22 protein-coding genes and 2 pseudogenes are annotated in these 26,146 nt (G+C 58.7%); 14 read left to right on the top strand and 10 right to left on the bottom strand.

Annotation, left to right across the window (positions count from 1 at the left end; translation table 11 throughout):
- Positions 1-89 precede the first annotated feature (89 nt).
- The 8 genes and pseudogenes from NVV72_16980 (at position 90) to NVV72_17015 (ending at position 7,205) form a co-directional block, all read left to right on the top strand.
- Positions 90-329 carry an acyl carrier protein gene (locus NVV72_16980; protein ID MCR6660940.1) on the top strand — a complete coding sequence of 80 codons (240 nt, stop codon included), beginning with the start codon at positions 90-92 and terminating at the stop codon, positions 327-329.
- A 113-nt stretch (positions 330-442) separates the two neighbouring features.
- Positions 443-1,730: pseudogene (gene fabF / locus NVV72_16985) on the top strand (beta-ketoacyl-ACP synthase II).
- Between the two features lie 67 nt (positions 1,731-1,797).
- Positions 1,798-2,832, top strand: coding sequence for an endolytic transglycosylase MltG (gene mltG / locus NVV72_16990; protein MCR6660941.1), 1,035 nt, complete (start codon positions 1,798-1,800; stop codon positions 2,830-2,832).
- Between the two features lie 26 nt (positions 2,833-2,858).
- Positions 2,859-3,740 (top strand): YicC family protein, encoded by an 882-nt coding sequence (locus NVV72_16995; protein ID MCR6660942.1) that lies wholly within the window; start codon positions 2,859-2,861, stop codon positions 3,738-3,740.
- 3 nt (positions 3,741-3,743) lie between these two features.
- Positions 3,744-4,400, top strand: a complete 657-nt coding sequence (gene gmk / locus NVV72_17000) for a guanylate kinase (protein MCR6660943.1) — start codon at positions 3,744-3,746, stop codon at positions 4,398-4,400.
- A 344-nt stretch (positions 4,401-4,744) separates the two neighbouring features.
- Positions 4,745-5,161, top strand: coding sequence for a transposase (locus NVV72_17005; GenBank protein ID MCR6660944.1), 417 nt, complete (start codon positions 4,745-4,747; stop codon positions 5,159-5,161).
- Complete coding sequence (gene tnpB / locus NVV72_17010) at positions 5,158-5,505, top strand: IS66 family insertion sequence element accessory protein TnpB (GenBank protein ID MCR6660945.1); 348 nt, start codon at positions 5,158-5,160, stop codon at positions 5,503-5,505. The genes NVV72_17005 and tnpB overlap by 4 nt, the downstream gene beginning before the upstream one ends.
- 71 nt (positions 5,506-5,576) lie before the next feature.
- Positions 5,577-7,205 (top strand): IS66 family transposase, encoded by a 1,629-nt coding sequence (locus NVV72_17015; protein ID MCR6660946.1) that lies wholly within the window; start codon positions 5,577-5,579, stop codon positions 7,203-7,205.
- A 307-nt stretch (positions 7,206-7,512) separates the two neighbouring features.
- Here the strand turns inward: NVV72_17015 and rsmA are convergent, their stop codons facing one another.
- The 6 genes from rsmA to NVV72_17045 form a co-directional block, all read right to left on the bottom strand.
- The gene (gene rsmA, locus NVV72_17020) at positions 7,513-8,334 is read right to left on the bottom strand and encodes a 16S rRNA (adenine(1518)-N(6)/adenine(1519)-N(6))-dimethyltransferase RsmA (protein ID MCR6660947.1); all 822 of its coding nucleotides are present in this window, start codon (positions 8,332-8,334) and stop codon (positions 7,513-7,515) included.
- On the bottom strand, positions 8,331-9,326 hold the full coding sequence (pdxA, locus tag NVV72_17025) for a 4-hydroxythreonine-4-phosphate dehydrogenase PdxA (GenBank protein MCR6660948.1): 996 nt from the start codon (positions 9,324-9,326) through the stop codon (positions 8,331-8,333). Before pdxA ends, rsmA begins: the two co-directional genes overlap by 4 nt.
- Positions 9,319-10,686, bottom strand: coding sequence for a peptidylprolyl isomerase (locus tag NVV72_17030; protein ID MCR6660949.1), 1,368 nt, complete (start codon positions 10,684-10,686; stop codon positions 9,319-9,321). The genes pdxA and NVV72_17030 overlap by 8 nt, the downstream gene beginning before the upstream one ends.
- Positions 10,687-10,714: 28 nt before the next feature.
- Positions 10,715-13,411 (bottom strand): LPS assembly protein LptD, encoded by a 2,697-nt coding sequence (lptD, locus tag NVV72_17035; protein MCR6660950.1) that lies wholly within the window; start codon positions 13,409-13,411, stop codon positions 10,715-10,717.
- Positions 13,412-13,565: 154 nt separating this feature from the next.
- Positions 13,566-14,726: an LPS export ABC transporter permease LptG gene (gene lptG / locus NVV72_17040; GenBank protein MCR6660951.1), complete on the bottom strand. Its 1,161-nt coding sequence runs from the start codon at positions 14,724-14,726 to the stop codon at positions 13,566-13,568.
- 10 nt (positions 14,727-14,736) lie between these two features.
- Entirely contained in the window at positions 14,737-15,873 is a 1,137-nt protein-coding gene (locus NVV72_17045) for an LptF/LptG family permease (GenBank protein ID MCR6660952.1), read from the bottom strand.
- Positions 15,874-16,143: 270 nt separating this feature from the next.
- Between NVV72_17045 and NVV72_17050 the strand changes: the two genes are divergently transcribed.
- The 5 genes from NVV72_17050 to NVV72_17070 all read left to right on the top strand — a co-directional run bounded on the left by NVV72_17050 (position 16,144) and on the right by NVV72_17070 (position 19,784).
- Positions 16,144-17,622: a leucyl aminopeptidase gene (locus NVV72_17050; protein ID MCR6660953.1), complete on the top strand. Its 1,479-nt coding sequence runs from the start codon at positions 16,144-16,146 to the stop codon at positions 17,620-17,622.
- A 5-nt stretch (positions 17,623-17,627) separates the two neighbouring features.
- On the top strand, positions 17,628-18,077 hold the full coding sequence (locus NVV72_17055; GenBank protein MCR6660954.1) for a DNA polymerase III subunit chi: 450 nt from the start codon (positions 17,628-17,630) through the stop codon (positions 18,075-18,077).
- A gap of 80 nt (positions 18,078-18,157) precedes the next feature.
- The gene (locus tag NVV72_17060) at positions 18,158-18,451 is read left to right on the top strand and encodes a proteinase inhibitor i78 (GenBank protein MCR6660955.1); all 294 of its coding nucleotides are present in this window, start codon (positions 18,158-18,160) and stop codon (positions 18,449-18,451) included.
- Between the two features lie 142 nt (positions 18,452-18,593).
- A complete protein-coding gene (locus NVV72_17065; protein ID MCR6660956.1) occupies positions 18,594-19,058 on the top strand; it encodes a response regulator in 465 nt (154 codons plus the stop codon).
- A gap of 12 nt (positions 19,059-19,070) precedes the next feature.
- Positions 19,071-19,784, top strand: a complete 714-nt coding sequence (locus tag NVV72_17070) for an ATP-binding protein (protein MCR6660957.1) — start codon at positions 19,071-19,073, stop codon at positions 19,782-19,784.
- Here NVV72_17070 and NVV72_17075 read toward each other — a convergent pair.
- Positions 19,781-21,684, bottom strand: a pseudogene (locus tag NVV72_17075) (ABC-F family ATP-binding cassette domain-containing protein). The gene NVV72_17070 and the pseudogene NVV72_17075 sit on opposite strands and share 4 nt — an antisense overlap.
- 93 nt (positions 21,685-21,777) lie before the next feature.
- Here NVV72_17075 and ndk point away from each other — a divergent pair.
- Complete coding sequence (ndk, locus tag NVV72_17080; GenBank protein ID MCR6660958.1) at positions 21,778-22,194, top strand: nucleoside-diphosphate kinase; 417 nt, start codon at positions 21,778-21,780, stop codon at positions 22,192-22,194.
- 34 nt (positions 22,195-22,228) lie between these two features.
- On the opposite strand, the gene NVV72_17085 is transcribed toward ndk, so the two are convergent.
- The 3 genes from NVV72_17085 to purM form a co-directional block, all read right to left on the bottom strand.
- Entirely contained in the window at positions 22,229-24,403 is a 2,175-nt protein-coding gene (locus tag NVV72_17085; GenBank protein ID MCR6660959.1) for a S46 family peptidase, read from the bottom strand.
- A 67-nt stretch (positions 24,404-24,470) separates the two neighbouring features.
- The gene (gene purN / locus NVV72_17090) at positions 24,471-25,067 is read right to left on the bottom strand and encodes a phosphoribosylglycinamide formyltransferase (GenBank protein MCR6660960.1); all 597 of its coding nucleotides are present in this window, start codon (positions 25,065-25,067) and stop codon (positions 24,471-24,473) included.
- The gene (gene purM / locus NVV72_17095; GenBank protein ID MCR6660961.1) at positions 25,064-26,095 is read right to left on the bottom strand and encodes a phosphoribosylformylglycinamidine cyclo-ligase; all 1,032 of its coding nucleotides are present in this window, start codon (positions 26,093-26,095) and stop codon (positions 25,064-25,066) included. Before purM ends, purN begins: the two co-directional genes overlap by 4 nt.
- Between the last annotated feature and the right edge of the window lie 51 nt (positions 26,096-26,146).

The following is a 26,146-nucleotide window of genomic DNA, read 5'->3' on the forward strand; positions in this document are numbered from 1 at the left end:
TATGCCTACAAGACAAAACTGGATTCTATCCTCCCCTTGGGACCCTGCGGTCTCGGGTCCTGAGTTTCTACTTTCTGAAGGGACAATAAATGTCTGAAGTTCTTGAACGTGTTCGTAAGATCGTGATCGACCATCTGGATGCTGATCCGGACAAGGTCACGGAAAAGGCGAGCTTTATCGACGATCTGGAAGCCGACAGCCTCGACATCGTTGAGCTGGTCATGGCTTTCGAAGAAGAATTCGATATCGAAATCCCTGATGACTCGGCTGAGCACATCCTGACCGTGGGCGACGCTGTCGCCTATATCGATGGCAAGCTGAAGTCCTAAGTCCAAAGACTTGCTTGAGCGCGGTTTCAGACTCTGTTATGGGGGTTTGGCCGCGCTTAGTTGTATCCAGGTCTGGCCGTAACATGTATGGCCAAGTTGAAGGTTGATCGCCTATGGTTCGTCGCGTCGTAATTACCGGTCTCGGTCTGGTTTCGCCTCTGGGTAACGGGGTCGAGATATCCTCGGAAACGCCTGCTGGAAGGCAAGTCCGGCGCTGGTCCCATCACGGCTTTCGATACAACCGACTATGCCTGCACCGTGGCTTGCGAAATCCCGACCGTCGATGGACGCGGTGGCGGCGGCCCGGATATCGAAGGCTCCTTCGACCCGTCTGCCGTGCTTTCCAACAAGGAACGCCGCAAGGTCGACGACTTTATTCTCTATGCCATCGCCGCGGCCGATGAAGCCCTGAATGATGCCAACTGGCACCCGGAAACGGATGAAGACCAGGAGCGCACCGGCACCCTGATCGGGTCCGGGATCGGCGGCCTCGGCATTATCGCCGACACCGCCTTAGAACTGCGTGACAAGGGACCGAAACGGATTTCGCCCTTCTTCATCCCGTCCTCGCTGATCAACCTAGCCTCCGGTCAGGTCTCGATCCGCCATAAGCTCAAGGGGCCGAACCATTCCGTGGTCACGGCCTGCGCCACAGGTGCCCACGCCATCGGCGATGCGGCGCGTCTGATCATGTTTGGCGATGCCGATGTCATGGTGGCCGGCGGCGCAGAATCGGCCATCGTGCCGGTCGGGATTGCGGGTTTCATCGCCTGCCGCGCCCTGTGTACGGCGTTCAACGACGCGCCTGAAAAAGCCTCGCGTCCCTATGACAAGGACCGCGATGGTTTCGTCATGGGCGAAGGTGCCGGCATTGTCGTTCTGGAAGAATATGAACACGCCAAGGCGCGCGGCGCCAAGATCTATGCCGAAGTTCTTGGCTACGGCCTGACCGGCGATGCCTACCATATCACCGCGCCCTCCGAGACCGGCGACGGCGGCTACCGTGCCATGGTGGCGGCGGCGAAAAATGGCAATATCGATCCGAAGACGATCGATTATGTCAATTCGCACGGCACCTCTACGATGGCGGACGGCATCGAACTGAAGGCCATCGAGAAATTCCTGGGTGACCGCGCCGCGACCGGCACCGTCTCATCGACCAAGTCGGCGATCGGCCACCTGCTGGGTGGCGCCGGCGCGGTAGAAGCTATTTTCTGTACTCTGGCGATCCGCGACCAGATCGCCCCGCCGACCATCAATCTCGACAATCCGGATGTCGACACCCCGATCGACCTGGTGCCGCACAAGGCCAAACCGATGAAGATTAAACGGGTTCTGTCTAACAGCTTCGGCTTCGGCGGCACCAATGCCGCGCTTATTCTGGGTGCGGTTGACGAATGATTCGCATCACCGGCCAGGCATCGTCGGAAAAGGGGGCAAGTCGCTTTGGGCCCCTCTGGCGGGGCTTTTGGCCGGTCTGTTACTGCTGGTTTTTTCCGGCGGCCTCTTCCTCTATGCCCAGCTTTACGGGCCGGGTCTGAAAACCGCCACGCGCGTGACGCTGGCGCATGGCCTGAGCGTCAGGGGCATGGGGCAGGCACTTGAAAAGGCGCATGTCATCCATTCCGCCAGCCTGTTCCGGATGGCGGCAAGGTTCAACGGCCGGCACAGCCTGAAGGCCGGGACTTATGAGTTTCCAGCCGGCACGTCTCTGATGAGCGCACTGCGGCGGATTGAGGATGGAAAGGTGGTCCAGACCTTCATCACCATCCCCGAAGGGCGGACCTCGGCCCAGGCTGTGCGTATCCTGATGGGCGTCAAGGATCTGACCGGCGATGTTGAAGTGCCGCCGGAAGGCGCCATCCTGCCGGAGACCTATCTCTATCAACCAGGTGAGACGCGTCAGGCGGTGCTTGACCGGATGCTCGATGCCGGCCGTGATACGCTGGACGCGCTGTGGGCCAAACGCGCACCGAACCTGCCGTTCGCCACCAAGGAAGACGCCCTGATCATGGCCTCGATTGTCGAGCGCGAAACCGCCCTGCCGGCGGAGCGCCCGCGCGTGGCGGCCGTTTTTATCAATCGCCTGCGCAGCGGCATCCGCCTGGGCTCAGACCCGACCGTCATTTACGGCATTTCGCATGGTGAACCGCTTGGCCGGGGGCTGACGCGCGAGGAACTGGATACGCCGACGCCGTGGAACACCTATCAGATCGACAAGTTGCCGGTGACGCCGATCGCCAATCCGGGCAAGGCATCAATTGCCGCCGTGCTCAATCCCGCCAAAACACAGGATCTCTATTTCGTCGCCAATGGCACCGGCGGGCATGTTTTTGCCGCCAGCTACGAGGAGCACCTGGCCAATGTCGCCAAATGGCGGGCCATGGAAGCCCAGGTCAATGTCTATACGTCTTCTGCCGTTGCGCCAGAGCCGCCTGGGGCGCCATCCGTTGCCAGGACCGACAAGCCGGCAAAACCAGTGCGTCTGAGTGCCAGGCATTAATACCCCCGACATCCGGAGATACCCCCATGAGCCTGGCTAGCATGACCGGTTTTTCCCGCGTTGAGGGCGGGCATGACACCTTGACCTGGACCCTGGAAATGCGCAGCGTCAATGGTCGCGGTCTCGACGTCAAATACCGCTTTCCGGCCGGTTTTGACGCAGTGGAGAGGCTGGGGCGTGAGCTGGCCAAGAACCGGTTCCAGCGCGGCCAGATAAACCTGACCGTATCGGTCGGCAGCGCCGCGGCGAAAGCGGGTGTCACGCTCAACAAGGATGTGCTTGAATTCTATCTCGAAGCCAGCCGCGCCCTGATCGACGCCGGTGAGGCGGTGACGCCTTCCGTGGACGGTCTGCTGGGATTGCGCGGCGTTATCGAGGCGGCCGGCGACGAGCGCGCCGAGTTAACTGCCGATGCCGAGGCGGTCCTGGCGGCTGATCTTGCGGCGCTCTTTGATCGTCTGAAAGAGGCTCGTGAAAGCGAAGGCCGGGCGCTTGAAGCCATATTGAAGGGCCACCTGATCACCATGGCGGCCTGTGTTGAACGCGCCAAAGGACTGGCGGATCAGCAGGTTGAGGCGATCAGGGAACGCTTCTCCCGTCGGCTGGATGAATTGCTGCCGGATGCCCAGGATTTCCAGGAGCGCGTCCTGCAGGAAGCCGCACTTCTGGCCACCAAGGCCGATGTGCGCGAAGAGCTGGACCGCCTGACCTCACATCTTGACCAGGCGCACCAGTTGATAGACGGTGAAGCCGCACCCGGCCGCAAGCTCGATTTTCTGGCGCAGGAATTCATGCGCGAAGCCAATACCCTGTGCTCGAAATCGGCCTTTATCGAATTGACCCAGACGGGGCTGGAGCTTAAAGCCTCGATTGATCAGTTCCGTGAACAAACGCAAAATGTGGAGTAGGCGATGCCGAATACCTCAAACCCCGGCACGCAGCGCATAAAGCGCGGTCTCATGCTTATCGTTTCATCGCCTTCCGGCGCCGGCAAGACCTCTCTGTGCCGCCGGCTGATGGCCGATCACGCCGATCTCGATCTCTCGACCTCGGTCACCACGCGCAAGCCGCGTCCCGGTGAACAGGAAGGCCGCGAGTACCACTTCATTGATGACACCCACATGGATGAGCTGATCGCCGAGGATGCCTTCCTCGAACATGCCTCGGTGCATGATCATCGCTATGGGAGCTTGCGCGAACCGGTCGAACGTGCCTTATCGCAGGGCAAGAACGTGCTGTTCGATATCGACTGGCAAGGCGCGCAGCGTATTTCCGCCAAGGCGCCTTCGGATGTGGTGCGTATTTTTATTCTGCCGCCATCGATGGAAGAACTGAAGCGCCGCTTGATTGCCCGCGCGCAGGACGATATGACGGTGATCGAGCGTCGCCTGGCCCGTGCCAAAGGCGAGATCGCACATTGGGCGGAATATGATTACGTCATTCTGAATGACGATTTTGACCGGTCCTATGCCGAACTGATTCACATCTATCATGCCGAGGTCGCGCGCCGTTCGCGGGGGCTGTGGATCGCGCCGTTTGTCGATGAACTGATGTCTGAGCCTATTTAGGTTAGATGCGGTGCTATCATTTGAAGAATTAAGAGCGATTGGTTTTGAGGGGTTTTATCCCGTTGGTAGCCTTCGTGATGAACTAACGCTTATCCCGACTGTGCCGGGCATATATCTAATTTTGTTGGCGCAAAAGACTGTACCGCATTTCATTGACGTGGGGACTGGCGGTTTTCATAAGAGGAAAAATCCCAATGTAACCACCAAAGATCTTAGGGCGAAATGGGTTACAGAGTAAGCCTCCGGCGAGGGCCGCCTTGTTCATTCGCCTTTGTTTCGCGCAGTTATCTGCCTGTAGGTAGTGCTGGCAGTAGTGCCGGCACTGGTGCTGGAAAGTTTTGTCGATGGCTACAAGCGGGATATATGTTCAGCGCCGGACCTGGAGTTGGCAAGAGAAGCGTCAAATTGTGGACGAGGCGTTTTCGGGAGAGGCCAGTGTTTCGGCCGTAGCACGGCGGCATGGCCTTCAAAACCACCAGATATATCGCTGGCGGGATGGCCTTGCGGCAGAACGTGTGAATGAGGCTGCCGGAGATTTCGTTGCGGTCACGGTGACGCCGGAGGCTGGCGTGGCTTTGGTGCCGGCCCTTTCAGGTCCTGGCAAGGACACGGAGGCCAAGACGCCGAAGCGTGCAAGTGGATGTACCAAGGGCATGGTCGAGATCGTTATGCCCGATGGATCGTTGATCCGGATTCCGGTCTCAGCCGGCGCTCGATTTGCTGCTGACGTGGTGGCGGCGGTGTCGCCCAGACGGCTATGATCCCGGTTCCGGCCGGTGTTCGGGTGTGGTTGGCGATGGGCCATACCGACATGCGAAAGGGCTATAACGGTTTGGCCCTGATGATCCAGGAGAGCCAGAAGCGTGATCCATCGAGCGGGCACCTGTTTGTCTTCCGTGGCCGCCAGGGCGACAAGATCAAAATCATCTGGCACGATGGCCAAGGCGCCTGCCTGTTTTACAAGCGTCTGGACCGGGGCCGTTTCATCTGGCCGGCCGTCAAGGATGGCAGTGTCAGTATCTCGCCAGCCCAACTGGGCTATCTCCTGGAAGGGATCGATTGGCGCAATCCGCAGATGACATGGAAGCCGGAAAGTGTCGGCTGAACGGGCATGTTTATTGGGTTGAGAGCCGTAAAATTCCTTTGCAAGATAGGGGTTTTGTGATTCACTTCGGCATGGAAACGACGCCCCAAATCACTCCGGACAATGTGGTCGCTTTGGAGGCGAAGCTCCTTCATGCGCAAGCCGAGCTGGCGGCCGCCAAGGCGGAAAATGCTGACGCCCTGGCGACCATCACGCACCAGAAGCTGGTCATCGCCAAGCTCCAGAACGCGCTGTACGGTCCGCGCTCGGAACGTAGTGTCCGTCTGATCGATCAGATGGAAATGACGTTCGAAGAGATCGAGGCGACCGCGACCGAGGCGGAACTGGCGTCGCAGGCCGCTGCCACCAAAACCTCCACGGTCGAAGGCTTCGTGCGCAATAAGCCGGCGCGCCGGGCCTTCCCCGAGCATCTGCCGCGTGAGCGGGTTGTCGTGCCTGGTCCCACAGCCTGCGCCTGTTGTGGCGGGGATCGTCTGCGCAAGCTTGGCGAGGACGTTACTGAAACCCTGGAGGTCATTCCACGCCAGTGGAAGGTGATCCAGCATGTGCGCGAGACGTTCACCTGCCGGGACTGTGAGAAGATCAGCCAGGCGCCAGCCCCCTTCCACACCATCCCCAGAGCCTGGGCCGGGCCGAACCTGTTGGCCATGATGCTGTTTGAGAAGTTCGGCCAGCATCAGCCCCTGAATCGGCAAATCATGCGCTACGAGAAGGAAGGCGTGCCCATCAGCCTGTCCACGGCCGCCGATGCTGTCGGCGCCTGTTGCGCCGTGCTCGATCCCCTCATCCGCCGGATCGAAGACCACACCTTTGCGGCCGGACGCCTGCACGGTGACGATACGACGGTGCCCGTGCTTGCAAAAGGCAAGACCGACACGGGGCGGATATGGATCTATGTTCGCGATGACAAGCCCTTCGGCGGCACATCGGCGCCGTCAGCCATGTTTTATTATTCAAGGGATCGAACGGCGGAGCATCCACAGGACCACCTGAAAACATGGCACGGCATCTTTCAGGCCGATGCCTATGGCGGTTACAGCAAGCTCTATCTTTCGGAACGAAGGCCGGGACCGATCCTGGAGGCGGCCTGCTGGGTTCATGCCAGGCGGCCCTTCTTTGCCATGGCTGATGCAGAGCAAAATGCGCGTCGCGTGGCGCAAGGCAAGGTGGCCTCCGTCCTATCGCCTATGGCGCTGGAGATGGTGCGTCGCATGGATGCCCTGTTCGATATCGAGCGCACGATCAACGGCAAGAGCGCTGAGGAGCGCAAGGCTGTACGTCAGGTTTCATCTGCGCCCCTGGTCGATGACCTCCATGCCTGGGTGGTGACGCAACGCGCCAAGCTGGCGCGCGGCAACGACCTTGCCAAGGCCATGGACTACATGCTGAAGCGCTGGCCGGCCTTCACGCGCTTCCTCGATGATGGACGAATCTGCCTCAGCAACAATGCTGCCGAGCGCGCCCTGCGCGGCATCGCCCTGGGTCGAAAATCATGGTTGTTTGCAGGCTCTGACCGCGGCGGTCAGCGGGCCGCTGCCATGTACAGCCTTATCGTCACGGCAAAGCTCAACGACATTGATCCCCAGGCCTGGCTGGCGGACGTCCTCGACCGTATCGCCGCTCACCCAGCCAACCGAATAGACGACCTCCTGCCCTGGAACTGGAAGCGGCTCCGCCAACTCGAACAGAAGGCGGCATAACCCCACCTGCGGCCTACGCCGAATGCTTACGTTACAGATACGCATATTCTATATGTCGGCAAAGCCGGAACAAATTCTGGCAAAACGCATTTGCGGAAACGTCTGCAACAATATTTTCAATTTGGCTTGGGGCGGAATATTGGCCATTACGGTGGTCGCTATATTTGGCAAATTAAAGATGCCACTGATCTAATCGTGGCATGGAAGCCCACCTACTCCGAAGATGCCCGTAAAGCCGAGAAAGAGTTCTTGTGGGAATTTGAAGCACAGTACGCGAGACTACCTTTCGCAAATTTGAAGCGATAGGCTATATCAATTGGGCCAGCCTCAGAAAATCTTGCGGTGAAATCTGCTCGGCGCGTTCGGTGGGGGGAATGCCTGCTTTTTCCAGCAGAGCTTCGCCGCCCAGTGGTTTTAGCGACGCGCGCAGCATCTTACGACGCTGGCCGAAAGCGGCGGCCGTGACCTTTTCCAGATTTTTGATAATCGCCTTGTCCGGGCGGTCGGTCTTCGGAATCAGTTTGACCACGGCACTGTCGACCTTCGGCGGAGGTGTGAAGGCACGCGCCGGCAGGTCCATGATCTTTTCACAGTCACAGAGCACCTGGGAGATAACCGATAGCCGACCATAATCGTCATCCCCGACCGGCGCCACAACGCGCAGCGCGACCTCAAGTTGGAACATCAGGGTCATGGACAGCGGCTGCCACGGCCCCGTCAGCCATTTGATCAGCAAAGGTGTGCCGACATTATAGGGCAGGTTGGAGACAATATGCGCCAAAGGCGGTAAACCGCGATCCGCAAGAGACTGGGCTTCATTGACCTTCATGGCATCACCTTCGATGACCTCGAAACGGTCACCATAAACCGCATTCAACTCACCGAGCAGATCAATAAAACGGCTGTCCATCTCGATGGCGATGACTTTTTTCGCCTCGGTTTCCAGCAGGGCGCGGGTCAGGCCGCCGGGACCGGGACCGACCTCGATGACCACATCGTCATCGAACGGCCCGCCGAGGCGGACAATCTTGCGGGTAATATTGAGATCGAGCAGAAAATGCTGGCCGAAAGATTTCTTGGCCATCAGGCCGTGGGCTTCAAGGCTTTCGCGCAGGCTGGGGAGGGTCATGAGAAGGCTCGATTACGGCTGATATCATCGGCGGCACGAATGGCGGCCACAAGGCTGTCAATCCGCGCAATCCCCTTGCCGGCGATATTGAAGCCGGTACCATGATCCGGTGAAGTGCGGACAATGGGCAGGCCGAGCGTGATATTGACGCCGCCCCAGAAATCGAGGGTTTTCAACGGGATCAGGCCCTGATCATGGTACATACAAAGCGCCGCGTCATAACCAGCGCGAGCCTCGTCATGGAAGAGGGTATCCGCCGGAAAAGGCCCATCAATCATAATACTTTCGTTTTGCAACTTATTGACGGCGGGTTTCAAAATATCAATTTCCTCGCGGCCTATGGTGCCGTCCTCGCCGGCGTGCGGGTTAAGACCGGCCATGACGAGGCGCGGCGCGGCAATAGCGAAATCTTTGATCAGCGCGGCATTCGTAATGCGCGCCAGTTCAACCAGTCCGTCGATGGACAGCGCCGCCGGTACGGCGCTCAAAGGCATATGGATGGTGGCCAGCACTACGCGCAAGTCTCTGGCTGTCAGCATCATGACCGGTGTCGGCACGGTCTCGCCCTCCCGGCAAAGCTCGGCGAGATATTCGGTATGGCCGGGAAAGGTGAAGCCCGTGGCGTAAAGCACCGACTTGGCTATGGGGCAGGTGATCAATGCCCGCGCCCGGCCGCTGAGGCATAGTTCGACACCAGTTTTGATCCAGTCAATGATATGGGAGGCATGGGCACTGTCGGGACGCCCGGCGACGGCAGGTGCACTCAAGGGGCTGTCCAGCACCGGCAAGGCGTTGGCGAAATGGACGTTCCCTTCCGAAACATCGGCCACGCGTACGACCGGCACACCTTGGGCGGCCAGCAGAGCGGCATCACCGACCACGCAAAAAGCTAAACCAGCCTGATCTCTCAGGCTGGTCCAGGCTTTCGCCGCAAGCTCCGGGCCGATCCCGCAGGGATCACCCAGGCTCATTACCAAAGGCGCGTCAGTGATTTTCAATCGTCGCCGTGCTTCTCAGTTCGCGCAGGTAGCGGCGCCCCAGCATGGACAGCCGCTGATTGACCAGGTTGTTTTCGACCTGGTCGCGGCTCAGGGCGTTATCACCGGCCAGTTGGCGGTCGCAAACATAGAGCACGTTCATGTTTTGCGCATTGCGCAGCGGCTCGGTGACCTGATTATTCTTCAGCGGGCGCAGGGCATCTGCATAGTTGGTCAGCAGGGTTGAAAGCTGGGCGTCGCCCAGATCGGTGACCTGGACACCGGCGGGGCCCTTGCCATTCAGATCATCGAAAGCCTCACAACTATCGACGCGCGACCGGAAACTGGCGAGGGCCGCGTTGGCGGCGGCCACATCGGCGGGGCTTGCATTTGCGGGCAGGGGAACAGCCGCCTGCTTGATGCGGAAGACCATATCGGCATTACCGTCGGTCTTCTGGCGCAGCAGGTAAACGTAAACGCCGTCCTTGGTGACGATCGGCTCGCTCATCTCGCCGGGCTTGAGCGAGGCCAGAACGGTTTCGACAGCCGGATCCATATTGCCGGAAACCAGCCAGCCGGCATCGCCGCCATTGGCGGCTGACGGGGCATTGGAAAACTGGCGAGCGACGGCCTGGAAAGGTGCGACCTTGGCCGCAATCTGATCACGTAACTGTTTGGCGCCCTGAAGTGCATTGGCAGGCGAACCGGCCGTCGTGTTGTCGATGAAGATTTCAGCCACAAGATATTGCGGCTTCTGGCCATCGGCGATGACCTTGTCCATCAGGGAATCGACCTGAGCCGTGCCGACATTGGCACTGGAATGATAGCGACCGCCGACCAACTGGTTCCAACCGGTTTCAGCGGCAATTTGGGCGCGCAGGGTTGCCGGTTCGACCCCGACGCGTTTCAGTTCGCTCAGGAGTTGGTCGGGCTTCAGGTTGCTTTGCGCCGCCATGCGGGCGATTTCGTCGTCGACTTCGGCATCGGTCACCTTGACCTTCCAGTGGTCCATCTCCTGCTGTTCCAAACGCTCGTCGATCAGGCTGTTCAGGGCCTGCTGCTGGAAGGCGGCATAATTTTCCTGCGTCACCTGCACGCCCGACGTCACGATCAGCAGCAACATGCGCTGTTTCAGGTCATATGAGGTGATCATGTCATTATTGACGGACACCAGGATGCCTTCCGCCAGAGGCGGCAGTTGCGGCGCCTGAGTATCCGGTGTCAGCGCCGGCTGCGAGGCGAGGGCGGCGTCACCCGTATCTGGTGTCTGCGGGAAGGTCTGCGCCAGAACGGGCGAGGCGCTGAGCATCAAGGCCATGGACAGGACGGGTAAAACCCTTGAGATGAATGAGCCGGAGGTCAGAGAATAGGACATGTGCATAGCGTGAGGGTTTGACCTGAATTTAGCGGACATCGTTAACCTTCGCAGGTGATGTTCCCAATGTGGTTAAGTTAAGGCGGAAGAATATCGAGGATGACGCTTTACCATTTCGCGCCGTAAGTTGGGAATTGTTTTGCTGATAAACCAGCTCGAACCAGCTACAGTCATCCTTATAGATCAGGCTTATGGTCGATTTACGCCAGGAATCAGAAACCAGGTCACGGTCAAGCCGCGCACCTATGCCCCAATGCTGGGTGAAGAAGTACTGGCCGTAAAGCTGGAGATTGCGGTAATTGTCGCCGAAGGTTTTCAGCTTGCCGTTCGAAGCGAGTTCGGCCAGCCGGGCGGCTCTTTCCACCGCTCTTTCGGTAGTATCCGTAATATCGCTGGCGGCGTAATAGCTGGTGATCTGGTTCGGCGTCAGGACATTATTGACGATATAGCGCAGAGTAGCGGTCGTATTCTGGCGAATGGCGGTCAGGCCATATTCACCCTGGCTCAGCCGACCGGTTTCGCTGTCAAAACGCAGGCGCGTGTAGCCATTCAGACCGGTATGGGTATCGAAGCTGCCGGTGGCGATCCAGTCGGATTTTTCACGGCCAAGACCCGATGGATCATAGGCATAGCTTGCGGTACTGCCGTTCGGCTTCACGATTTGCAGGAATTGTGACTCCGCTTCATTACGCAAAACCCGCCCGATCAAACCGTCTACCTGAAGTCCTGAGTTGAAGCGCAGTTCGCCGCGCAGGCCAAGGCTTGCCCGACTGCCGGCCTCATAAATATCAAAGCCCGGAGATTTGTTGAAACTGAACAGGGTTGTTTCATCAAACTCAAAGGACTGACTGTCTTCAGTCGGCAGATAAGGGCTTTCCTGTGTATCAGGCGATACCGCGAACTGCGCGACGGGCTCTATGATAGCCGTAAAGCTCTTGAACCTGCGGTACATGGGGTAGCTGATGTTCAGGCCCGCCGTCGCCAGATCGCGCGACACATCATAGGCCGTGCCGGTGGTATCCAGGTCAGTGATCTGATAATAGTCGTGGCGCACATCCAGGAATGGCCCCCACTTGACACCATTCCCGCTTGTCATGTCTCCGGTCCAGTTCAGACCGGCACTGACGCGGTTGGTGTCGTAACCCGTTGTACCATCGGATGCCACAGGCGCGCCGATATCGATGGCCCTGAGTCCCGATACATTGCCAAGGCGCTTGTGGTAGATGCCGATGGCATTGGCCGATAATGTTAGTTGCCCGCCAAGGATGCGTGATTTCGGTGACCAGTAGGCTTCGACCTGCGGCGCGATGGTCGGGAAGAAATCGGAAGTGATCGCATAGGGTTGCAGGCTGGTGCCGCCGGCACTATCCAGATAGCCACCAACCTGCAGGCTTTGGAAGTTCGCCAGGGTGACGGCGAAATAGGCATTGGAGACCTGACGCGTCACATTGAACTGATTTATAAGCTGGCGGGAATCAACGGACAGGTCACCGACCTGATCAAAGGCGCCGTCAATGCCGTAGCGCTCGAAGAAGTTGGCGTAGTCGCCCTTCGGGTCGCCGCTCTCATCCTTTACGTGCTGGGCGGTGAAGTTCCAGCGCCAGTCTTTATTTATCTTGAAGGCGCCGTCCGCCAGCAGGTATTCACGCGTCGCCGAAACGCCGTGGCGATTGCCGTCATTGTCGAAGAATGCCTCGTTGGTGAAGCCGCCGCGGACGTGCAATGTGCCGGAATAGAAGCGGCGCATATAGTCCAGGTTGAGCAGCGGATTGACACTGGCATTCAGTTGCGGGCTGACGATCAGGTACTGGTAGGGTGAGATCGACCAGAGATAGGGTTGCTCATAGGAGAATCCGCGTTTCTCATCGGCCGAAATCTTCGGCGGCAGGAAACCGGAGGCGCGCTCCAACTCCGGGTCCGGTGTCCAAAGGTAGGGCGCATACAGGACCGGGACACCTTTCAGCTTCACCACCGCGTTATTGTAAAAGACCATCTTCTTGTCTTTACGCTGGGTGATCTGGCTGGCTTCGATCGACCAGGTCGGATCCTGCGTCTCCCCGTTCTTCACGCACAGGGCACAGGGGGTATAGATGACATTGGTCAGGCGGTTGATATCCGGGCTGATCTGTTCCAGCCGTCGGGCAAAGACTTTTGAATTGTCGCGGCCGATCGAAGCGAAATTCTCGCTATAACCGGACTGCATGTTGTCGTCATAGGTGATCTTGTCGGAAAACTGTACGCTGCCATCCTCGTTCAGCGTCTGGGTGTGGCCTTCGGCCGTGGTGACGCCGGTCACTGAATTGGAAATGACCTTGTCGGCGCGGATGGTCCGGCCATTCTGACGCAGTTCGACGCTGCCAACGGCTGTCGTGACGTCATCATCGCTGTTGATGACCTGGTCGGCTTCCAGGTAAGACGTGCCCCTTGTCAGGCCGTCAGTGCCCGGCGTGGTTTCGGTGCGAATGACTTTGGGGATAGGCTTGGCATTGGCATAGGGCGGACGTGTTTCATCCACCACAGGCATGGGGGGCGTTATTTCTGTGGCCGCGACCTGTGCAAGCGCCAGTTCAAAGGCAAATTGCGTACCGGTCATGCCGGCCGATCGACCACTTTGGGCCTGGGATTGCGCCATGGCATGGCTGCAGCCTGCACCCATGGCGATCAGGGTTATGACACCCGCGCCGATCCGGCCTGCCTCCAGCTTGTAAGAATAGCGCTTAGTCATCGCCTGCCGTATCAGTCCTGTAGTTCAAAATCAAAAATTGCAGAACGCCGGCAGGAATGCCGCATCGGTTCATATAACATAGCCGGCTGAGAAACCGACGAAAAAGACATGCCTAAAGAGACAAATCGAGATCACAGCGTGAAGATTAGCCTGTTTAGCCATCCTCTGTGTAAACGATCAGGGTCATGGCGGCCAGCATGGCCAGAATGGCCGGCGACCAGCCCGCCAGAAACAGGGGGATTACGCCGGCCTTGCCCATGCTGGAAAACAACTGGTTGACGAAGAAAATGACGAAACCAAGGCTGATGCCGGAAATAACCAGACTTGTCATGCCGCCCAGCCGCATAAGACGCAGGCTGAAAACGGCGCCCAAAGCTGTCATGGCGGCGAACATCAGCGGTGTTGACAGAAGCTGATGCAGCTTCAGTTCATAAAGCGCGGTTGAGAAGCCTGATACGCGATTTTGGTGAATAAGGCCGGGCAGGCGCCAGAAGGGGACACTCTGGGTAGAGGCGTATTTCTTGAAAGCCTTTTGCGGGTCCAGGTTTGAAGGCATGGTCAAAACGTCATAGGGCGCGGTCGGCGGACCGGTGACAGTCGCTTCCTGGGCATTGCGCAATTGCCAGTAGCCCGGACGCAGGGTGGCTTCCTGGGCATCGATCCGCTTGCGGAATACCGGCACCTGCTTGGCGTCGATATCGTAAATCCAGAAGGTAACGCCCAGCAGGTGGCCCATGACCTTGCTGTCCTGGCTGGCGGCGCGGATAACGATCTGCTGCCGCCCATCGCCCTGACGCAGATAAATGGCGCCATTTGACGGTCCCTGAACGGGTGCATCTGTCTCTCCGAGGCGTGCCGTCACGCGTTCATAGTGATCATTGAGCCTGGACGCGACCGGATTCAATACGCCGATCGTCAGCAGGCCGAAGGCAAACGCCATGACGGTAGCGGGCAGGATGAAGCGCCAGGCTGAAACACCGGCTGCACGCATGGCGATCAGTTCGCTGCGGCGGTTGAGGTTCACAAAGGCGAACAGGGCACCGAACAGAAAGGCGAAGGGCAGAAGCACCAGGATCGAACCCGGTGACTTTTCCAGCATGAGGCCAATGACCGACAGGCCGGAAACATCGGCCTTGGCGCCCAGCGTCTTGGAAATGCTGACATATTCGATCAGGAAGATCAGCGCCGCGACAATCATCAGCGCCGACAGGAAGGCCTGGATGCAGGTTTGCAGAATGTAGGTCTCAAGGCGGCTTTTACGCCAGGGATTGAGATAGGCCAGATTGTCCAGGAATGCGGGGCGGCTCAGGTTCATGACATTTCCCCTACAATGGCCGCAAGGCCGCTTTGGCCTGTACCGCACGGGGACGCAAGCCGGGTGTCAGGCCATCATGCCTGCGGATCTGGCGCCAGCACAGGAAGACCGGAACAAGGGGGACAACATATTGCAGTATATTGATGATCCAGGCCGAGGCGCTGGCCGTTTCCACCACCACCCCGAATATACGGGTGCCGGCCGCCGCGGCCGCCGCGATGGCAATCCGCTGTGCATAACCGTTGCGGCTGAACCGGCCGCCCAGCACGCTGACAATGGCCAGCATGACGAAGGCCAGGTTATAGAGCGGGTTAGCTATGCGGGCATTGGCCTCGGCGTAGTATTTTTGCCAGACTGTTTTTTCGTAATCATAGCGGATCGGAAAGGCCAGTTCGTGCATGTAGCGGTCGCCTTCCTTATATTGCAGGTAATCGTCACTGGTGAAATAGGACGTGATGTCGAAGCTGTATTCGTCCCATGTCAGGTGATCGAGTACGCCCTTGCCAGCCAGTTGCTGGTTCGAGCCGTTACGCATAATCAGGATGGAGCTGCCGTCGATCTTTTTGATACGCCCCTCGCGGGCAGCGAACGTCTGGTCCTTGCCGTCGGGCTCGTCGGTACGGATGAATATCTGCCGCAGCAAACCGTTCTGGTCGATCTTCTGGACATAGATGGTCAGGCCCGATTCGGAGGTGGAGAAGTCACCCTCCTTTACCAGGCTGGAGATCAGGTCGTTCTTGACATCGAAAAGCGCCTGCCGCATCGCGCGGTTGGTCAGGGGCTGGATGAACAGGTTCACCATCAGGCTAATGAGCGTGAAGTAGATGGCGATACGCAGAATCGGATAGGCCACGCGCATCAGCGACATGCCGCTGGCGTAGGCCGCGGTGAATTCATGTTCACCCTGCATTCGGGTCAGGGCCACAAGCGTGCCGACGAACAGGGCGATGGGGAATATCAGCCCGGCGAGTTGCGGCATGGACAGCAGGGTGATCTTGATGAAGGTCCAGGCATTCTGGCCGCGCTCCACTACCAGGTCGAACTGGGTCAGGGACTGACTGAGCAGGGCAATGGCCGTCAATGCCGCCACGGCGCCGCCAACCGGCAATATCAGTTGGCGGAATATGTAGCGGTCAAGTGTGCGCATATTTCAGGTTAACTCGTCAGATGCCTTGTTCGCGTCCTCTTTTGACCGCTTACCGAGTTAATTACAAGCTGTTGCATGGTGCCATGCAAAAAAATTGAACACTTATGTACAGTCGGGCCATAAAAGCGGGATCAAACCCCAGACACGGCCTTTTCATGCTGCAATCCGGTAACAAAAAAGTTGCAGAAAACACTTCTGTCGGCGGGTAAAAAGGGGCATAGGGCTTAAGACTGCCGCCGTTTCAGGACGGCCACTGCTTCGGAGGAATTCATGCCGCAACCTGCCATTACACTCGCCACCGCACCTGCCGCCAAAACCTGCCTGGCGCTCATTCTGGGCGAAGGCGAGGGTGTCAGCGCCGGGTTTTCCAGGCTGGTTCCAGAGGCGGCGGAAGACGCGAAAGCCTCCCTTGCCGCTCTGGGTTTCAAGGCGGCGCGCGGTAAGACGCAACTGCTCAGCCGCCCGGCCGGCACGGACGCCGTGGCCCTGGCGGTAACCGGAGGCGGCGATCTTGCCAAGCTTGACGATGCCGGCATGGAAACCATTGCCGCCAGCCTTTATCATGCCGTCAAGGGCGCCGGTTTCGAGGGCCTGAGTTTCGACCTGACCGGCTACGCGCCGGAACTTGTGGCGCGGGCATTGCTGGCCTTCCATCTGGCCTCTTACCGCTTCGATAAGTATTTCGGCCAGGCCAAGCTGGACAAGGCGCCGACGCTGAAAAACATCACCCTTGTCTGCGACGATATAAAGGCGGCGGAGGCGGCGTTTGAACCCCTGGCGGCCCTGCGCGACGGTATTCTGTTCGCGCGCGACCTGGTATCAGAACCGGCCAATGTGCTTTATCCGCAATCCTATGCCGATCGCGTCAAGGCGCTGGAAACAACTGGGCTGCAGGTCGAAGTGCTGGGCGTGGCGGAGATGGAAAAGCTCGGTATGCACTCCCTGCTTGGTGTTGGCCTCGGCAGCCGCAAGGAATCGAAACTGGTCATCATGCAGTGGCAGGGCGCGGGCAAGGCCCAGCCCGTCGCCTTTGTCGGCAAGGGCGTAACCTTCGATACCGGCGGCATTTCGATCAAGCCCGCCGAAGGCATGGAAGACATGAAGTGGGACATGGGCGGCTCCGCGGCTGTGGTCGGCGCCATGATCGCGCTCGCCAGCCGCAAGGCGAAAGTCAATGCCGTCGGTATCATCGGCCTGGTGGAAAACATGCCGGATGGCAATGCCCAGCGACCGGGCGACGTGGTGAAAGCCATGTCGGGCACCACGATCGAGGTTATCAATACCGATGCCGAGGGTCGGCTCGTCCTGGCCGACGCGTTGTGGTATTGTCAGGACCGTTTCAAGCCGCAGTTCATGATTGATCTGGCGACGCTGACCGGCGCTATGATCATTGCGCTTGGTATGGATTATGCCGGTGTTTTCAGTAACAACGATGAACTGGCTGAGAGAATCGGTGAAGCGTCCAAAGCTGCGGGTGAGAACACCTGGCGGATGCCCTTGCCGCCGCAATATGAGAAACAGATCGATTCCAAGATTGCCGACATCCGTAATATCGGCGGCCGTCCCGCCGGATCGATCACCGCGGCGCTCTTCCTGCAACGCTTCGTCAATAATGTGCCCTGGGCGCACATGGATATCGCGCCCGTGGCCTGGACCAATGAGCAACGCATCCCGACCGTACCGGAAGGCGCGACCGGTTTCGGTGTGCGGACGCTTAATCAACTCGTCGAGCGCTTTTACGAGCAATAGGTCTCATGCCGGACATCTGGTTCTACCATCTGGAAAAGACACCCCTGCCTCAGGTTTTGCCGGACCTGCTGGAAAAGGTCGTGCAAAAAGGGTGGAGGGCCTATGTGCATGGCCATGACGATGACAAGATTGAGGTCTTGAATGGACAGTTGTGGGCCTATAGCCCGGCCTCCTTCCTGGCGCACGGCCGGGAGAGGGATGAACTGTCGCCGCGCCAGCCGGTCCTGCTTGGGGAATCGGGCGAGATGGTCAACAGTCCAGATGTTTACGTCTCAGTTGCACCGGTGGACTTTCCGGATGTCTCTGCATTGCAGAGGTGCCTGGTTGTCTTTGAAGGCAGCGATGACGAACATCTCGGCTGGGCAAGGCAACAATGGAAACGATTGAAAGGCGAGGGCGCCGATCTCGCCTATTGGAAACAGAACGCGCAAGGCCGTTGGGAGAAAATACAATGAAGAAATTACATCAACGTGGCGTTATTCTTGCTTTATTTTTCATGGGGCTGTCTTCATGTACATCGGCGCCGGAAACGCCTGTGGCTCACACACCCGAGCCTGCGCCTGTGCCCGCTTATCATCCGCCAGTGGTCAACCGACCTGCGCCGCCGCCAAAACCCGTTTATAAGCCCATGGTTGAGGATCAGTGTGGCGCTGCGGCCCTGCAGTACCTGGTGGGTAAGCCGCGCACGGAAATTCCGGTGCCGCTCGATCCGGGCAAGCGCCGGGTTGTCTGTTCGAGCTGCATCGTGACCCAGGAATACCGCTCGGATCGCCAGACCATCGTTTTCAGCAGCGAAACCGGCCTCATTGAATCGGTTAAATGCGGGTAACCACGATTTAGTGGTTTTGGGTGGTATTTCCGTTGGTCTGTGATCCGGGTGATGCTACCCTGAGTATAAGTGAAGAGACGAATCGACGGTATGCGGGGCGACCCGTCGTCCATACCCACCCAAACGATCGGGTCTTGAACGCATGGATAAAAAGCTCATAGGTGAGGGAAGGCCGGCGGAAATACTGCTGGTTGACGATAACCGCGGCGATGCGCTGCTGGCGGCCCACGCCTTCAGGGAATCGCGCGTCCAATCCAATCTGACGGTCGCTTCTACCGGGGAAATGGCCCTGGCCATGCTGGCGCAGGAGGGCGATTACCGGGGTAAGCGGCTGCCAGACCTGATCATGCTGGATCTTGGCCTGCCGAAGATGAGCGGCGTAGAGGTGCTGAGCCGAATCAAGAGCGATGTACGCTTCAGGCATATCCCCGTGATCGTGATGTCGAATTCGGGCGCCGGCAGCAATATCCTGAAAAGTTACCAGCTTCATGCCAATGCCTATGTCATCAAGCCCGTCGATCTGGCAAAATTCCGCGAAGCCATTTCGCTGATAGAACAGTTTTTTTTCCTTCTGGCCTGCGTGCCTTCCCAGAATATAGACGCATAAGGAGGACGCGCCATGCAGGAACCCCGACACATTACCATGACTGCTCCAGCCGATCCCGCCGAAGAATTCAAGGATTTCGCCTATATCGTCTCGCACGACCTTGCCGGTCCGGTCCGGTCGATGGTGGCGTTTTCCCAGTTACTGAAAGAAAGCCTGCCGGTTGTCGAGAAGGCCGAGGATCAGCTTCATCTGGACCTGATTATCGAAAGCGGCCAGAAGCTGGGGGAAATGATCCAGGGACTTCTGGCCTTTTCGCGCCTGAATACCGTGCCACGCAATCGCACCCTGGTTGAACTCGAAATTGTCGTGGCGCGTTGCTACATGCAGTTACAGTCGCAACTCGATGCCACCAAGGGACATTTCAACTACCCGCGGATGCCGGAAGTCATGGCCGACGCCCAGCAGATGCACACGGTATTCTTCGCCCTGCTGGATAATGCCATCAAGTTCCGCAAACCCGATCAGGCGCCGGATATCCGCATTCGTTGCGACAAGACGGCCGATTTTTGGGAGTTCAGCATCTCGGATAATGGCATCGGCATCGATCCACTGTTCTACGACGATGTGTTCCGCCCGTTGCGCAAACTGCATACGGATGAGGTCTACCCCGGTGTCGGCATGGGGCTGACCCTGGCGCGCAAGATCATAATGGCGCATGGCGGTGAAATCTGGTTGGAGCCGTCCGATATGGGTGGCCTGAAGGTCAATTTCACCCTGCCGCGTTAAACGCCTGCCTCGGACTTGGCGGTTTCGTATCTTTCCGCCGCGGTCATCCATTCGGCTTCCAGCGCAACCATTTTTTCTTCCAGCTTTGCCTTGTCCTTCCCGAGACTTATGGCGAGCGCCTGATCCTTTGCATAGAGGTTCGGATCCCCCAGCTTGAGATCAAGCAGCTTGATCTGGTTGCTGGTCGCTTCAATCTGGCGCTCAAGATCATCGGCCTTCTTCTTTAGCGGGGCAAGGGCGTTGCGCGCGGCGGCAGCGGCCTTGCGGGCCTCCTTGGAATTGATCTGCGGGTTCTTTTCCTTGGCGGCTTCAGCGGCTTCTTCGCGTGTCGCTGTCTTGGCGCGTTCGATGACCAGTCTGGCGTAGTCATCCATGCTGCCGGTATAGGTTTTCACCGTACCGTCATTGACCAGCCACAGCTTGTCGGCCACCAATTCGACCAGAGAGCGGTCGTGGGTGATGATCAAGACGGCGCCTTCGTAATCATTGAGCGCATCGAGCAGGGCGCGGCGGCTGTCGATATCGAGGTGATTGGTCGGTTCGTCGAGGATCAGCAGGTGCGGCCGTTCCATCGCCACCATGTTAAGCAGCAGGCGGGCGCGTTCGCCGCCGCTGAGGTCCTTGACCTTGGTTTCAACCTTTTGCGCGCCCATACCGAACGAGCCGAGACGCGAGCGGCGCACCTGGCCTCGGTTTCATCGGGACGTGCGCGGCGGATCATTTCCAGCGGTGTATCTTCCGGATCCATCGCTTCAATCTGATGCTGGTGGAACCAGGCCACGGTCATGCGGCGGTCGCGCCACTGCGTGCCATGACTCTCGGTCAGGGCGCCGGCCAGCAGCTTGGCGAAGGTCGATTTACCGGCGCCATTGACGCCCAGAACCCCAATGCGATCATCGGGATCGAGGCGAATATTCATGTGGCGCAGGATGACCGTATCGCCATAGCCTACACTGGCATCTTCCAGACGCAGGATAGGTGGTGAGAGCTGTTTTTCCGGCGAGGGCAGGATAAAGGGCGCCACACGGTCCTCGATGGATGCGGAGATGGGCGGCAGCTTTTCCAGCTTCTTCATGCGCGATTGCGCCTGAGACGCCTTGGATGCCTTGGCGCGGAAGCGGTCGACGAACGCCTGCAGGTGGGCACGCTCGGCTTCCTGCTTGGCGGCATTGGCAGAGTTCAGGCGGGCCTTTTCGGCGCGCATTCGCTCGTAATTGTCGTAGTTGCCGCTGTAATAGTCGAGGCGCTGGCCGACGACATGGACGATGGCATCGACCGATTCATTGAGCAGGTCGCGGTCATGGGAAATCATCAGGGCGGCATTGGGATAGCGCTTCAGGCGCGCTTCCAGCCACAGGGCACCTTCAAGATCGAGATAGTTGGTCGGTTCGTCTAGCAGCAGAAGGTCGGGTTCGGCCAGCAGAGCACCGGCGAGCGCCGCGCGCATCCGCCAGCCACCGGAGAAATCAGAGATCGGTCGGGTGAGGTCGGCATTCGAGAAACCGAGGCCGCTGAGGATTTCGGCCGCCTTGGCCGGCGCGCGATCTGCGCCGATGGCATAGAGATCGTGATGGATTTCCGCCTGATGCATCGGATCGGCGGTTTCCAATGCGCGCAGCAGATCGCGCCGGCGCACATCGAGATCGAGCACTTCATCGATGAGATGCTTGGGCGAAGCCGCGATTTCCTGATCCACGCTGGCAATGCGCCAGCCCTTGGGCGTGGTGATTTCGCCGCCGCCGGGTTGCGATTTGCCAAGAATAAGACCGAACAGGGTCGATTTGCCAACGCCGTTCAGACCAACCAGTCCCGCCTTGGTGCCCGGCGTCAGGGTCAGGTTGGCGCCGTCGAAAAAGCGGCGGCCATAGGCGTCGTACACCAGGTTGGTAATCTGCAACATTGACTTAAAAACTTTAGAATTTACGGGTTGGCGAATGCGTTTCGCATCGCTATAAGCCAGCCCAACGCAAACGCAACACAAAATGGATTTCCAATGTCCCGTACCTTCTCGATCATCAAGCCCGACGCCACCCGCCGCAACCTGACCGGCGCGATCAATGCCGTCATCGAAGCTGCCGGCCTGCGCATCGTTGCCCAGCGTCGCGTGAAGCTGACCCAGGCGCAAGCCGAGCAGTTCTACGGCGTCCACAAGGAACGTCCTTTCTTCGGTGAACTGGTAGGCCAGATGACCGCCGAGCCGGTCGTTGTTCAGGTGCTGGAAGCGGACAACGCCGTGCCGAAGTACCGCGAAGTCATGGGGGCCACCAACCCGGAACAGGCCGCTGAAGGCACCCTGCGCAAGCTGTTCGCCCTGTCGATCGGTGAAAACTCGGTCCACGGTTCGGACTCGGACGAGAACGCTGCGATTGAAATCGCCCAGTTCTTCACCGAAGACCAGATTGTAGGTTAAGCCTATGGGGCGTGGGGGCCATAGCTCGCAAGAGCTATACTCTTGCATCGCTAAACCCCACAAACCTTGCCTTCTTCAAAGAAAAAAGCCTGGTCGATTGACCGGGCTTTTTTCTTTGAAAGAGATAAGACTTTGTGGGCATGGACCCCAACCCCATTAGTTTGACCGCAGTTCGTTCAACAACGCCTGATTGTCGTAAATCTTGTCGAGCGCTACACTGACGGCTGCGGTAGACACCACAATCGCGCGATTGATCGCTGCGTCGTAAAAATACGCCCCCCAGGCTATGGATATTGCCATCGAACACGGCACCGATGATCTCGCCTCTGGCATTGACGGCGGGCGAGCCGGAGTTTCCGCCGACAATGTCGTTGGTGGTGACGAAATCCATCACCGTATTGCCATCGAATTTGCCGCGAGCTTCGATAAACGATTGCGGCAATTGATAAGGCGCCTTGCCGGTGGCCCGGTCATATATCCCCTTCATGTAGGTAAAAGGGGCGACTGTAGTGCCGCGCCAGGTCCAGCCCTGAATACGGCCATAGGAGAGGCGCAGCGACCAGGTGGCGTCGGGATAGGTGTCCGTGCCATAGGCTCTGAAGCGCACGCGCGCGATTTTTTCCGCCGCGATGCGCGTGGGGGCGGCAACCCGGTTTTCATATTGCCGCCGTATATCGCGCGAGGCCGGATCAATGCGCAGGGCGTACTGGATCATCGGATCGGACGACGCCTTGACCGCCGCCATGCCGCCTTGCCATAAGGTTTTACGGGTATCGACATCATCCAGACCCGTATTTTCCACCAGAAACGCCGCCAGTTCTTCCGGCGAGGACTTCCCCAGCAGTATCTGCGTTTGCGGGGCGCCGGCGCCCAAATACTCCCGCGCCTTGGACAGGCGGAATTCCAGATAAAGCTGTTCGAGCGGCTTCTGGACCTGCGCGTTGGCGAAGAGGTCGCGCTCGATCGCCGGCAGGCGCGAGTCGGCAAATTCCGGCAGGCGTTCGGCGGAGGGTTTCTGACGTTCGGCCGCGCCTCGCACCAACTCGCGGGCATAGTTGAGCAGGGTGGAGCTATAGGGGGTATTTTCCAGGAAATTATAGGGTAGAAAGAGCTCGGCAGATGCCTTCTGCGCCTCGGCGATCTCGGCCCACGGATCGCCGGTTTCCAGAGCAAACGAGCCGGTCAGGGTTGATTTGAGATAGGTTTCTTCCTGACGTTTGACGGCAATCATGGCCGGATCGCGCAATACCTGCCATTCAGCGGCCATGGCCTTGAAGCCGTTTTCGATGCCGAAGATCGCATCCTGGCTGATGCGCCGGTTTTCCTCGTCCTGCTCGGCGAAGGTGATCAACCGGCCGCGCAGTTCCGATTTCATCATCTGCACCGGCGGATAAACCACATCGCGCAGGGTTTCCAGTTGCGCGGCGGTCATCAGGCGTTTGGTCGTGCCAGGATTGCCGGCGACAAAAACCGGATCGCCCTCGCGCGGGGTATCGGTATTCCAGACCAGGTAATCGGGAGTCATGACAGGCGAATCATTTTCGTAAAGGCGGAGGAAACCGATATCGAGCGCATAGCGTGGGAAGTTGAAATTATCCGGATCGCCGCCAAAGAATGCCGCTTGGAATTCCGGTGCAAAAACAAGGCGTACATCGGAATACTTACGGTATTTATAGAGCTTGTACTGGCCGCCCTGATAGAGCGGTACGATTTCGCAGCGCGTCCTGATATCGCCGCCGCAGGCTTTTTTCTCGATGTCAGTAGAGGCCGCAGACTGCGCGCGTACAAAGGCGTCACCGGTCAGGCCGGCCGTCGCTGCGTTGATCTCCTTCGTATAGTCCGTGACCGAGGTGAGGATTTCGGCCATCAGTCCGGGGCAGGTGCGTTCGTCCTCACGCGCTGCCATATAGCCCTCAGTGACATAGTCCTTTTCAGGATCAGACAGGTCCTGCGCACATTCCAGGACGCAATGGTGATTGGTGAAGATCAGGCCTTCGCCTGAGACGATCGCCCCTGAACAACCTGAACTCAGGCGGACACTGGCGCCCTGAAGATGGTCAAGCCACTTTTGATTGAGCTTTGTGCCGTAGGCGGCATTGACCCTGGCCAGGGGAAAATTATCGAACGTCCATAGACCCTCTTCGGCGGTGGCGCGTCCAGAGGTCAGGGCAAACATCGCCAGAAAGACAAGGGTAGCTGTGCGGATCATCAAAAGCCCAAACCATGTAAAGTCGGATCATAGCATGGTTGCGACTGTTACCGTGTAACTGTCCGGATTACATTTTCGTAAGGAATTTTTCCCTAAGAACCTGGCGTAAGGCCTGGGCATAGAGCCGGTGTTCCTCGGCCAGAACACGCGTGGCCAGCATGTCGGCCGTGTCGCCTTCCAGAATCGGGACGCGGGCCTGGGCTATGATCTCGCCTTCATCCACGCCACTCGATACCCAGTGAACCGTGGCGCCGTGTTCGATCACACCGGCTTCCAGTGCGCGCTCGTGGGTATGCAGGCCCTTGAAGTCCGGCAAAAGGGCAGGATGGATGTTAATCATCCTGCCTTCCCATTGCTGCACCAGCCAAGGCGTGAGCACCCGCATATAGCCGGCCAGGCAGATAAATTCGACGCCATTGCCTCGCAATTCGGCATCGATCAGCCGTTCATGGGCCTCGCGGTCTTTGCCGTATGGCTTGTGATCGATGGCAAAGGTTTTCAGTCCATGCGCTGCGGCCCATTCCAGGCCGCTGGCGGCGGGATCGTTGGAGACGACCAGCACAAACTCGGCCGGAAAATCCGGCGCTTTCGCTGCTTCGACCAATGCCATCATGTTTGAGCCGCGGCCGGAAATAAAGATGGCCGCCTTAATCTTGCGCATCACTTTGCTGCCAGTTGACCGACAATAAAGGCATCCTCGCCGGCATTGAGCAGGGCCGCCAGAACGGCATCGGCGTCTTTCGGCGCGACATAGACCACGAAGCCGACGCCGCAATTGAAGGTGCGCAGCATCTCGTGCTTGTCGATATTGCCGGTTTCCATCAGCCATTTGAAGACCGGCGGGAATTCCCAGCCGTCGAAATCGAAGGTGGCGGTCAGGTGGTCCGGCACCGCGCGATCCGGGTTCTCGATCAGGCCGCCGCCCGTGATGTGAGCGCCGCCCTTGATCAGGCCGGACTTCATCAGCGGCAGAACGGTCTTGATATAGATGCGGGTCGGCTCCAGCAGGGCCCGGGCCAGCGACATACCCTTGGCGAACGGTGCGTCCGAGGCCCAGTTGAGGCCAGCCACTTCGATCACCTTGCGGATCAGCGAATAGCCGTTAGAGTGCGGACCGGAGGAGGCGAGGCCGATGATGACATCGCCTTCGCGCATATCATCCATGCGCGGCAGAACCTTGTGGCGATCGACGGCCCCGACCGAGAAACCGGCCAGATCGTAATCGTCATTGCCATACATGCCGGGCATTTCTGCGGTTTCTCCACCGACCAGGGCGCAGCCGGCGCGCTTGCAGCCTTCGGCGATGCCGGCGACGACGCGCTTGGCGGTATCGACATCGAGCTTTGACGTGGCATAGTAGTCGAGGAACATCAGCGGTTCCGCGCCCTGGGCCAGCAGGTCATTGACGCACATGGCGACGAGATCGATGCCGACCGTGTCGTGGCGGTGGGTCTCGATGGCGATCTTGAGCTTGGTGCCGACGCCATCCGTCGTGGTGACGATCAAAGGATCATCATAACCGGCCGCGCGTAGATCGAACAGGGCGCCAAAGCCACCGAGTGAGGCTTCTGCACCGGGGCGGCGGGTCGATTTGGCCAGCGGCTTGATGGCATCCACCAGGGCTTCGCCCGCGTCGATATCGACTCCGGACGCCGCATAGGTTAAGCCAGATTTTGAGCCGGGTTCGGACATAAATAAATTCCTGTGATCACTTTGCCCTGTATCGGGGCTATTCGGGTTTGC

The organism is Asticcacaulis sp., from assembly GCA_024707255.1.
GTDB lineage: Bacteria > Pseudomonadota > Alphaproteobacteria > Caulobacterales > Caulobacteraceae > Asticcacaulis.